Source organism: Pseudomonas fluorescens (assembly GCF_001307275.1).
Taxonomy (GTDB): Bacteria; Pseudomonadota; Gammaproteobacteria; order Pseudomonadales; family Pseudomonadaceae; genus Aquipseudomonas; species Aquipseudomonas fluorescens_AA.
In genome coordinates, this window is record NZ_CP012831.1 from 6,436,256 (window position 1) to 6,447,711 (window position 11,456).

General features: G+C 61.5%; 6 protein-coding genes and 2 pseudogenes. 2 read left to right on the forward strand and 6 right to left on the reverse strand.

What is annotated here, in order from left to right; translation table 11 throughout:
* Positions 1–6 precede the first annotated feature (6 nt).
* Entirely contained in the window at positions 7–873 is an 867-nt protein-coding gene (locus tag AO356_RS28200; protein ID WP_060742621.1) for a helix-turn-helix transcriptional regulator, read from the forward strand.
* 69 nt (positions 874–942) lie between these two features.
* Here the strand turns inward: AO356_RS28200 and AO356_RS28205 are convergent, their stop codons facing one another.
* Genes AO356_RS28205 through AO356_RS28215 form a run of 3 tightly spaced genes read right to left on the reverse strand, consistent with a single transcriptional unit; the run spans position 943 to position 6,544 of the window.
* A complete protein-coding gene (locus AO356_RS28205) occupies positions 943–4,017 on the reverse strand; it encodes an efflux RND transporter permease subunit (RefSeq protein ID WP_060742622.1) in 3,075 nt (1,024 codons plus the stop codon).
* Positions 4,014–5,117, reverse strand: coding sequence for an efflux RND transporter periplasmic adaptor subunit (locus AO356_RS28210; RefSeq protein ID WP_060742623.1), 1,104 nt, complete (start codon positions 5,115–5,117; stop codon positions 4,014–4,016). The genes AO356_RS28205 and AO356_RS28210 overlap by 4 nt, the downstream gene beginning before the upstream one ends.
* Entirely contained in the window at positions 5,114–6,544 is a 1,431-nt protein-coding gene (locus tag AO356_RS28215; RefSeq protein WP_060742624.1) for an efflux transporter outer membrane subunit, read from the reverse strand. The genes AO356_RS28210 and AO356_RS28215 overlap by 4 nt, the downstream gene beginning before the upstream one ends.
* A gap of 292 nt (positions 6,545–6,836) precedes the next feature.
* On the opposite strand from AO356_RS28215, the gene AO356_RS28220 reads away from it, so the two are divergent.
* The gene (locus AO356_RS28220; protein ID WP_060742625.1) at positions 6,837–8,177 is read left to right on the forward strand and encodes a diaminobutyrate--2-oxoglutarate transaminase family protein; all 1,341 of its coding nucleotides are present in this window, start codon (positions 6,837–6,839) and stop codon (positions 8,175–8,177) included.
* Positions 8,178–8,262: 85 nt separating this feature from the next.
* On the opposite strand, the pseudogene AO356_RS33505 reads toward AO356_RS28220, so the two are convergent.
* The 3 genes and pseudogenes from AO356_RS33505 to macA form a co-directional block, all read right to left on the reverse strand.
* Positions 8,263–9,471: pseudogene (locus AO356_RS33505) on the reverse strand (ABC transporter permease); the annotation flags it as partial.
* A 65-nt stretch (positions 9,472–9,536) separates the two neighbouring features.
* Positions 9,537–10,224: pseudogene (locus AO356_RS33510) on the reverse strand (ABC transporter ATP-binding protein); the annotation flags it as partial.
* 2 nt (positions 10,225–10,226) lie between these two features.
* The gene (macA, locus tag AO356_RS28230; RefSeq protein ID WP_060742627.1) at positions 10,227–11,378 is read right to left on the reverse strand and encodes a macrolide transporter subunit MacA; all 1,152 of its coding nucleotides are present in this window, start codon (positions 11,376–11,378) and stop codon (positions 10,227–10,229) included.
* Positions 11,379–11,456: the final 78 nt, after the last annotated feature.

Genomic DNA, 11,456 nt, shown 5'->3' on the forward strand with positions numbered 1-11,456 from the left:
GAAAGGATGAACCTACAACGATTATTCCCGCACGTTGGCAAAGTCATTGCCAGTACTGGCAGTCGCAATTTCCCGCGGATGTTGCACGACCTGATACTCACGGAAATACCCGTGGATGCAACACATATTACCGAACAACGGATCGGCACAAGTAATATGTCTGAACCCAGCACCTCCAGCATAGGTTGCGTCGGCCTCGACAACGCTTGCGTCGGTGCACTCATGGACACCCACACCGCCAAGCCATTTTTCCTGGCCGACGACATACTCTTTGAAGATGCAGCACCGCAGAAAATACCCAATTTTTCCCGGTGCCTGCTTAAATCCGAGCGATCAGAAAAAGCTCCCGGTTACAGCACGACGACGCAATTACACCTGTCGACCCGAAAGAATGGTCGTCGTTATGTACTGTCCATCTATCGATCGCCTCTTTCGAAGGGATTTACCGCACAAGAACATGCCTTATTGAAAGACTTTTCCTGTCTTTTGTTGCCCATGGTCGAGGAGCACGTGGCAGCCCTTGTTCCACCGGAATCCACTCAGCAGGACCCTCTCCTGGCTTTGGACGCTTCGGAAAACGGCGGCATGGAAGCGCTGCGCCAAAGGTTCGCCGATCGATTGGTACAGTCAGGATTGAGTCTGTCCTCTCGCGAAACGGAAGTGTGCGTAGGTTTGCTGGCCGGACGCACTGCCCCCGAACTTGCCGAGCAACTGAACCTGAAGGTCAATACAGTCGAAAGCTATTTGAAGCGCGCCGCCATAAAGATGGGGATTGGTGGGCGTCGTTCGCTGATCCGCTGGATGCATTCGATGGATGCCACACCGGCTCACATGGAATGGAATGGCAATAGCCCGATCCAACAAGCCGTTTAAACCCACCCCCAACGATTGCTCGCTCACTGACCGAATCGAGTACTTGTTGGGGGAATATTGTTTTCCCCCTCAAACTTCCTCTAGCGCCCCCTCTTCCATTGGCGATCGAGTGCGACGCTTCAGCCATTCAAGCGCATCGTCCACGTAAGTGAAAATCACCGGCACCACCAGCAGGCTCAACAACGTCGACGTCAGCAAACCACCCATGACCACCACCGCCATCGGTTGCCTGAAACTCGGGTCTTCGCCCATTCCCATCGCCGTCGGCAACATCCCGGCCCCCATCGCAATGGTGGTCATCAGGATCGGACGGGCACGCTTGTGGCAAGCATCCACCAACGCATCGTATCGACCCAGGCCATAATCGCGGCGAGCCATGATGGCGTACTCCACCAACAGAATGGAGTTTTTGGTCACGATGCCCATCAACATCAACAAGCCGATGACCGACGACAGGGAAAAACTGAAATTGCACACCAGCAAGGCCAACAACGCGCCACCCAGCGAGAGCGGCAGGGCCGAAAGAATCGTGGCTGGTTGCAAGAAGTCGTGAAACAGCAACACCAGAACTGAATAAATACAAAACACGCCGATGGCCATGGCCAGGCCGAAGCTGGCGAACAACTCCGTCATCAACTGCAATTCGCCCTGCTCCACCAGTTTCACTTCGGCTGGCAAGTTGCGCATCACCGGCAGTTGGCGGGCCTCGGCCATGACCTCACCCAGGTTGCGACCGTTGAGCTCGATAGACAGGGTGACATTGCGCAGACGGTCCAGTCGGCTGATTTGCGCCGGCCCACTGCCCATGCTGATGTCCCCCAACGAGGCCAGTGCGACCTGGCCGTCTCGACCGGTTACCCGCAATTGGCTGATCGCCTGCAAGTCGTCGCGCAACAGCGAATCCATGCGCACTCGCACGTCCACCTGGCGCTGGGACAAATTGATCTTTCCCAGTTGCGAGGAGTATTCGCCGTAAGTCGCCATGCGCAAGGTATCGGCGATGTCCTGGCTGGTGATGCCCAATTCCGCTGCCCGGGCAAAATCCGGCCGCATCTGGATTTCCGGTCGTTGCAAGGCGCTGCTGGACGAGACATTGCCGATCCCGCGCAACTCACGCAACTGGGGCTCAAGGGCGCTTGCCGTGCGCTCCAGCAGATCGCCGTCATCACTGGCAAGCACGATATTGAGCTTCTCTCCGCTGCCATCGCCGCCAACATTGATGCGTACTCCCGCAAGCGTGCGCAACACCTGGCGCATCTGCGCTTCGACCTCCACCTGCTTGCGATCGCGTACATTCCGAGGCGCCAGCTCCACCGTCAGGATCGCATCGCCGGCGCCAGTGATATCGCCAGGCCCGGCGCCCGAACTGCTGGCGGTCCCCACCGAGCTGAACACATGCGTGACGTCGGGGAGTTCGCGCAGTCGCTCGCTGGCCTGCAAGGCCATCGCGGTGGTGTGTTCCAGTGTCGTTCCTGGCGGCATCTCCAATGTTATCTTGCTGCGGCCGGTGTCCTGCGCTGGCAGGAAGCTGGTGGGCAGCAACGGGACCAGCGCCAGAGCCCCGACGAAGCACAGGCCGGCCAGGCCCATCGTCGTCTTGCGCCAAGTCAGGCTGGCATGGATCCAGCCCAGGTAGCGAGTCATCAACGGGCTGTCATGGTCGGCTTCATGCCTTGCCTTGAGGAAATAAGCCGCCATCATCGGCGTCAGCAGCCGTGCCACCAGCAGTGAAAACAGCAGCGCCGCCGACGCCGTCACGCCGAACTGGCGGAACAGCTTTCCGGCGATCCCCCCCATGAACGCCGTGGGCAGGAACACTGCGACCAGGGTGGCCGTGGTGGCGAGCACCGCCAGACCGATTTCATCCGCGGCCTCGGTGGCGGCCTGAAGCGGGGTTTTGCCCATGCGCAAGTGTCGCGCGATGTTCTCGATCTCGACGATGGCATCGTCCACCAGCACACCGATGACCAGCGCCAGGGCCAGCAGGGAGACGGCGTTGAGGGTGAACCCGGCCAGGTACATCACGCCAAAGGTGGGGATGATCGACAGCGGCAGTGCCGTGGCGACGATGAGCGTGGCGCGCCAGTCCCGCAGGAACCACCAGACCACCAGCACCGCCAACAGCATGCCTTCGTACAGCAAATTCATCGAATCGTGATAGTTGGCGAGCACGGCCTTGACCGTGTCACTGGCTTCAACGATCTGCACGTTGGGATGCTGTTTTTCAAACGCGATCATGGCCTTGCGTACGTCATTGGCGACTCCGACATCGGAGAACCCCAGGGAACGGGTGACCTGGAAACCGATCACGGGCCTGCCATCGCGAAACGCCCGGGTGCTGCGTTCGGCGTGGGTGTCGCGAATGTCGGCCAACTGCCCCAGGGCGAGCAGGCGACCGTCGCCGCTGGGAATGTCGATGGCACCGAGGGCCGCCGGATCGTCAATGGCACCCAGGGTCCGCATGGCTTGCTGGCCACTGCCCAGATTGCCCTGGCCACCGGAGTTGTCCTTTTGCATCGCCCGTAACTGGTTGGCGATGTCCGTGACACGAATACCCAGGCCCGCCATCAGGGCCGGATCGAGATTGACCTGGACTTCCCGGTCGACACCGCCCATGCGCGCGATCATCGCCACCCCAGGCACCGCCAGCAGCTGTTTGCTCAACTCATTGTCGACGAACCACGACAACGCTTCTTCATCCAGGTTATCGGAGTCGATGACATAGGTGAGCAATGCCGAGGCGCTGGTGGTCAGCCGCGAAACCGAGGGTGTGTCCAGGCTCGCCGGCAACTGCGCCATGGCACTGTCGACCGCGTTACGCACTTCGTTGAGCGCCTCGTTGCCATCCTTGTCGATGTCAAAGCTGATGCTGATGTTGACGGCACCATCGGTGATGGTCGTCGTCACGTGCTTGAGGAGGCGCAGGGACGTCAGCTTGTCCTCGATCTTGCGCGCCACTTCCGTTTCCAGTTGCTCCGGGGCCGCGCCCTCCAGCGTGGCGCTGATCACCACCACTGGCAGGTCCATGTCCGGGAAATCCTGGATGGCGAGCTTCTCGAAACCCGACAGGCCAAAGAGCGTCAGCAGAATGAACAGCATGACGGCCGGCACCGGATGGCGGATCGACAGGGCTGAAATGTTCATGGCTGGGCGACCTGGGATTGAACGAGGGTCACACTCGCACCATCGTTGAGGAACGCACCGCCAGCACGCACGATTCGGGCAGGCTCATCGAGGCCGCTGAGAATCTCCACGGCCTGATGCAAGCGTCGGCCGACCACCACCGGTCGCTGGACTACGCGCATGTCATCATTGAGCGTGAACACATAGGAACGCCCGTCCCGCAGGATGACGGCAGTGTCTGGCACCGTAACGGCCTCGCGGGGCGCCAGCTCGATCTGGCCGCTGGCATACATACCGGCCTGGGCGGCGCTGTCGGTGGGCAGGGAGACGTAGATCAATCCCCGGCTGGTCTTGGTATTCAACGTGGGCGATACCAGCCGCACGCGCCCTTCCAGGCTCTGGCCGTCGGGCAACGTCATACGGGCGACCTGGCCTGGCTGAACCTGGGCCAGTTGGCGGGCATCCAGCTCGGCCTGCCATTCGATGCGGCCGTCGCGCACCATGCGAAACAGCTCGTCGCCGGCGGAGAGCACCTTGCCAAGCAGCGCCGTGCGCGCCGAAATGATGCCATCGTCCACGGCGAGGATGCGGGTTTGTCCGAGCCTGATCCGCGTGCTCTGCAATTCGGCACGAGCACCGGCAAGGTCAGCCTCGGCCAGCGCGACCTTGATCCGGTAGTCTTCACGCTGTTGCTCCGACAGGGCCCCGCCCTGCCCGACGACCCGGGCCCGACGATCATTGGAACGGGCCTGCTCCAGGTTCGCGCCGGCCTGGGCGACGAGCGCCTTCTGTTTGTGCTCTTCGGCAACCACCGTTTCGCTGGCCAGCGTGGCCAGCAATTGGCCTTTCTTCACCCGGCTGCCCACATCGGCCTCGATACTGGCGATGCGCAGGTTGCTGGTCTCGGCATTGATGACCGCTTCCTGCCAGGGGGCGAGCGCGCCGTTGGCAAACAGTAACTGTGGCCAGACCTGGCGTTGCGCCTGGACGACTTCCACGCTCAAGCTGCTGACCCGGGGGGCGGCCTCGACTGGCTCAGCGCCCCGGCGAAAATAGATCAGCGCCACCACGATCGCGCACACTGCGATCGCCAACGCGAACTTGCCTGGTCGCGACCTCACGCGCCGTCCCCGCCCGATGCCCGACTCCGCGCCAGGGGCTGATCGGCTTGCCAGCCGCCCCCCAGTGCCTTGTACAGGGCGATCCAGTAGCGCACTTGATTCTGCTGCAAGGTGATCAATTCAATCTCGGCTGTCAGCGCCTGGCGGCGTGCGGTTTCCCGGTCCAGCAGGCTGACATTGCCGGCCTGCCAACCGCGATCGATGGCCTCGAAAGACTCCCGGAAACCTGCGGTGGAGCGCTCCACATCCGACTCTCGGCGACGTGCCGCATCGAGACGCACCAGGGCCTGCTCCACTTCCATCACACCGGTGCGCAGCGTTTGGCGATAGACCGCCAGGGCCGCGTCATACGAGGCCTTGGCACCCTGCGCCGCGGCGCGCCGCTTGCCACCGTCGAACAGCGGAACCGACAGCACCGGGCCCAGCGACCAGGAACGGTTGCGCTGGCCCACCATGGTTCCCACGGAAATCGTCCCGGAAAGACTCAGGCTCGGCAGGCGATCAGCCTGGGCCACGCCGATCTCGGCATTCGCCGCTGCCAGCTCGCGCTCGTCGGAGGCAATGTCCGGGCGCTGGCGCAGCAAGTCGGCCGGAACCTGTTGCACATTGAGTTCTGCCGGCTTGGGCAGTTGCGCCGGCGTGTGGCCCAGCACGTCCAGCAGTCGCCCTTCATCACTGCCTGTCAGTGCCACCAGGCTCTTGAGCAGCACCTGGCATTCACTCTGCTGCTGGACCAGGGCAGCAGCGCTGCTGGCGGCACTGGCATCGGCCAGCGCGGCGTCGGCGGAGGACGTGAAGCCCGCCCCGAACGACTGGCGCGTCATGCGCGCGGTGTCTTGCTGTGACTGGGCCTGGTCACGGTAAGCCAATACCAACTTCTGGCAGCCTCGGTACTGCACGTAGTAATCACCCACCTGGGCCGCCAGGGAAACCCTCGCGTCATGCCAGTCATCCACCCGTGCTTCGACGCGGGAGTTGGCGGCTTCATTGTTGCGGCGCAACTTGCCGAACAGATCGAGCTCCCAGGCGGCATCCATCGTTGCAGAGGAACCTGAGCCCCCCAGGCGCTGCGAACCGGTCTGCTGCCCGCCCCGGCCACCGGACAGCCTGCCGTCGAACTTGGGCAAGGCATCGGCGGCGTCACTGTCGGCGGTCGCACGGGCCAGCGAGATATTCGCCCAAGCCTGGTCCATGGACGGGCTATCGGCTTCGGCCAGGCGCAACAGCTCGGTCAATGCCGGGTCATCGAATTGCCGCCACCAGTCGGCCAACGCGGCCACGGACGCGCCATGGGGCACCGGTGCCTGCCATTTGGCGGCGATCGGGACGTCTGGCACCCGATAGTCAGGACCCAATACGCAGCCACTCAAGGCCACCGCACACAGTGTCACCAGCAATATGCTCTCTGGAGGCTTGAAGACATGCATAGGGTTCTCTAGGGGTGTCAAAGGTGAAAACAGCAAGCACCCGGCACCGGCACAACTCAGGGAGATGGCGGATTATTAACGATGGCTTGATGAGGCTCGTATGGCAGTTATTTAACCTTGCGCCCGCTCCAATGTCTGGCGTGGAAATTGGGGACAGGTGTCGGCAGGAAAACTCGCGATAAAGACGGGGGCCTGTTGAAATGAGCCCGACCTGCCCAGTAATGGCTGCACTTGCTGTCGAGCATGAATGGCCCCGCTCGGTTCACGTTCCATAGCCAATGGATGATCGAATATGGAAGCACTCACTTACCTCGAAAACGTCGAGTCGAACGCACGTACCTATGCACAGACTTTCCAGCGCCTGTTCGTCAGCGGCAAGGGCATGCGTATCAAGGATGCCAGCGGCCAGGAGTTCCTCGATTGCCTGTCGAACGCCGGGACACTGGCCCTGGGGCACAACCCGCCCGAGGTCCGGGATGCGGTGATGCGCTTCCTCGACAGCGATCACCTGCAGCAGGCACTGGACCTGGCCACACCGGCCAAGCATGCGTTCGTGCAGGAGCTGTTCTCGATGCTGCCTGCGCAAATGCGCGACACCAGCAAGATTCTCTTCTGCGGGCCCAGCGGTTCGGATGCCGTCGAGGCCGCCATCAAATTGGCCCGCCACTACACCAAGCGCTCGCCATTGATGGCGTTCCACGGCGGCTACCACGGGATGACGGCCGGCGCACTGTCGGCGATGGGCAAGCTGTCCCCCAAGACCGGCGATGGCCTGATCGCCCAAGGCACGCACTTTCTGCCCTTCCCCTATCGGTTTCGATGCCCGTTCGGCACCAATGGCGAGCATACCGATCAACTGTCCATCGACTACATCCGTACCGTCCTCTCGGACCCGGAGGGCGGCATCGCCAAACCGGCGGCGGTCATCGTCGAGGTGGTGCAAGGCGAAGGCGGCTGCATCCCGGCCTCGGCCAACTGGCTGCGGGCGCTACGGGAAATCACCCTCGAGCAGGACATCTTGCTGATCGTCGATGAAGTCCAGACCGGCCTGGGTCGTACCGGCAGCACATTCGCCATCGAGCACGCCGGCATCGTCCCCGATATCCTGGTGCTGTCCAAAGCCATCGGCGGTGGCTACCCACTGGCAGTGATCGTCTACGCCGAACATCTGGATACCTGGGGCCCCGGCATGCATGCGGGGACCTTCCGCGGCAATCAGGTGGCGATGGTTGCCGGCGCTGCCACCATGCAGCAAATCCGCAAGGACCATCTCGTCGCCCATGCCGCCCGGATGGGCGAACGACTGGAAAGTGGCCTGCGGGACATCGCGCAGCGTTTTCCATTCATCGGCGATATCCGCGGTCGCGGACTGATGATCGGCGTGGAAATCACCAAGCCGGCCGACAACCAGCGCGCCGGCCAGGCTGACGGCGCCCGGGCACACGCCATCAAGCTCAACTGTTTCGACAACGGTTTGATGATGGAAACCGGTGGGCGTCATGGCGCAGTGCTCAGGTTCCTGCCGCCCCTGACCATCACCGAGACCGAGGTCGGCATGGTGCTGGACCGCTTCGAACAGGCGGTGAGGAAGGTCGGCGAGACTCGTCCGCATGCGGCACGCGTAGCGGTATAAGGCGCCAGGCACACCTTATGTGGCGAGGGAGCTTGCTCCCTCGCCACAGGGTTCCCTACCTGGCTTCAAGCCTGGGTAGCCCGGGTCAGTCCCGTGCCAGTGCATTGATCGGATCGAGTCGCGCGGCATTGCGCGCGGGCACGAAGCCGAACACGATGCCGATCAGGGTCGAACAGACGACAGCGGTGACGATCGATCCCACCGAGAACACCATCTGCCACTCCTTGACGAAGATCGAAAAGACGTAACCGATACCAAACGACAAGGCGATGCCAATCGTGCCCCCCATCAGGCACACCATCACCGCCTCCACCAGGAACTGCTGGCGGATGTCGGACTGGCGTGCACCGACAGCCATGCGGATACCAATCTCCCGGGTACGCTCGGTCACCGAGACCAGCATGATATTCATTACACCGATGCCACCGACCACCAGCGAGATGATCGCAATCAGCGAGAGCAGCAGCGCCAGCGATTGACTGGTCTTCTGCACCGTTTGCATCACACTGTCGAGGTTGTAGGTGAAAAAGTCCTTGATACCATGACGTTGGGTCAGGAGCTTGACTACGTTGTCCTCCACTAATTTGCTCGGTTGCCCGTCCTTTATCCGCACCGTGATGCTGTCCAGGAAACGCTGGCCCAGCAACCGACCAGCCGCGGTTTCATAGGGCATCCAGATGTTCAGGTTTTTGCTGGTATTGAAGACGCTTTTGCGGTCTTCGGTCACGCCGATGACCGTGCAAGGCAGGTTGTCGACGAGAATCACCTTACCCAGCGGGTCTGTGTGCGAGCCAAACAATCTGTGACTTGTGTTGTGGTCGATGACTACCACTTGCGATTGCCGCCGGGCATCGTCCTTGCTGAATGCCACACCCGAGCCGATCTTGATTCCGCGAACCTGGAAATAACTCGCGCTCACACCGTTGACGGTCGCATTGACATCGATGTTTTCATAACGCAATAGCAGGTTGCGACCCAGGTTGGGCGTCGCACTGTCGATGTAATACTGGTCGCCCAGGGCGGTCACATCGGACAACACCAACGTTTCGATAGCCGTCGAGCGACTGTCCCCCCAGTCGGACCCAGGCATGATTTCGATCGTGTTGCTGCCGATCGCCTGGATGTCCTTGAGGACATATTGCTTGACCCCTTCGCCAATCGCCACGATCGATACCACCGAGGTGATACCGATAATGATGCCCAACATGGTCAGCAGGGTTCGCATTCGATGCGAGACCAGCGCCACCCAGGCCATGTTGAACGCTTCGCTGAACAGGCCGAAGCTGGCGAGCAGGCCGTTCGTGGGCTTGACCTTGGCCGGGCGCGTGTCTTGTGCCGACGGATCTTGCAGCGGCCTCTGCGGATTGGGACGATCACTGACGATTTCACCGTCGCGGATCTCGATGATACGCTGGGCGTGAGCCGCCACTTTCTCATCGTGGGTCACGATGATGACCGTATGCCCCGCCGCATTGAGCTCCAGCAGGATCTTCATGACTTCCTTGCCACTGGTGGTGTCCAGCGCACCGGTGGGTTCGTCCGCCAGAATGATCTCGCCGCCATTCATCAGTGCCCGAGCGATACTCACCCGCTGCTGCTGGCCACCCGAGAGTTGACTCGGCCGATTGCTCAGGTGCCCCACCAATCCCAGGCGCTTCAACAGGTCCCCGGCACGGTTGTGGCGCTGTGACTCGGCGGCACCGGCGTAAATAGCCGGCATCTCGACGTTGTGCAAGGCGCTCAGGTGCGGCAGCAAATGGTAGCGCTGGAAAATGAAACCGAAGTGGTCGCGACGTAACCTGGCCAGTTCACGGTCGTCCATCGAACCGGTTTCGCGCCCGTCCACCTTATAGCTTCCGGCGTCCGGATGATCGAGGCAGCCGAGTACATTCATCAACGTCGACTTGCCGGAACCGGAAGCACCGGTGATCGCGACCACCTCGCCCGCATTGATCGTCAAGTTGATGTTCTTGAGCGCTATGAACGCCTTTTCGCCCGCAAGGAAACTGCGGGTGATGCCCTCGAGTTCCAACAGTGGTCGCGTCATGGTCAGGCTCCTGCCACGGCGGGGGTCGGCTCGCCGATGACAACCTTGTCACCTTCAGCCAGGCCATCCTTGATCTCGGCCCTGACGTTATTGTTGATGCCCGTCTGCACGTTGCGTGGCTGAGCCTTGCCTTCGGCATCGAGCACACGGACCACGAAGCTGCCATCCTGGTTTTTCGCCCCCAGCGCGGCGACGGGAACCGTCAACACATCCTTGGCTTTGTCCAAGACGATACGAACCTGGGCAGTCATGGAGATACGCAGGCGATGATCGGGGTTCGGCACATCGAAGAGGCTGTTATAGAACACCGCAGTGTTCTGTTTGGGCGCCCCGGCTGCCTGGGTTTCGAGGAAGTTCTGCGGCGCAGGCTCGGTGCCTCGCAGTGTGGCGTAGTAGCGCCTTTCCGACTCCCCCAGGATGGTGAAATACACCTCTTGGCCGGGAACGATGTGAATCACATCGGCCTCCGATACCTGCGCCTTGACCGTCATGGTGTCCAGGTCGGCGAGCTTGAGCAGGACCGGCGCCAGTTGCTCGGCGATCACAGTCTGGCCTTCCTGCGTCACGATCCCCACGACATAGCCGTCTATCGGCGCGACGATGTGGGTGTAGGCCAGGTTGACCCGTGCGGTTTCCACCTGGATACGGGCGTCCTTTATCTGCGCATCGAGAGAGAGCAGGTTCGCCGCTTCCACCTTGTAGTTCGACTCGGCAGTCTCGTACTCCTGCTTGGAGATCGCGTCGTCCGGCTGCAGTTTTTTGTAGCGGTCATAGGTGGCCTTGGCGTCCTTGAGTTGCGCCGCCGTGGCCTGCCGCTTGGCCATCAGGTTCTCTTCGTTGACCTGGGTCTGGCGCAATGAGTTCTGTGCCAGCATGGGGTCGATTTCCGCCAGCCACTGGCCCTTCTTGACCTTGTCGCCCAACTTGACCTTGAGCGATTTAAGCTGGCCCGATACCTGGGCACCGACGTCGACTTGCTTGACCCCCTGGAGCGTCCCGCTCGCCAACACCGAGTTCTCGATGTCAGCCCGCTCGACCGTGGCGGTCAGGTACTCCGGCGGTTTGCCCGGCGATTGCGCGCTGTAGAAAATCAGACCGGCCACCACGACCAGTACGAGCACGATAGCGATTTTGCGAAACTTCGACTTTTCCATAAATAACCATGAGTGCGTTGATTTCAGACCCGGCCAACGTGGCGCCGGGCTCCATGGATGCGCGTCAAGGAGAGACAG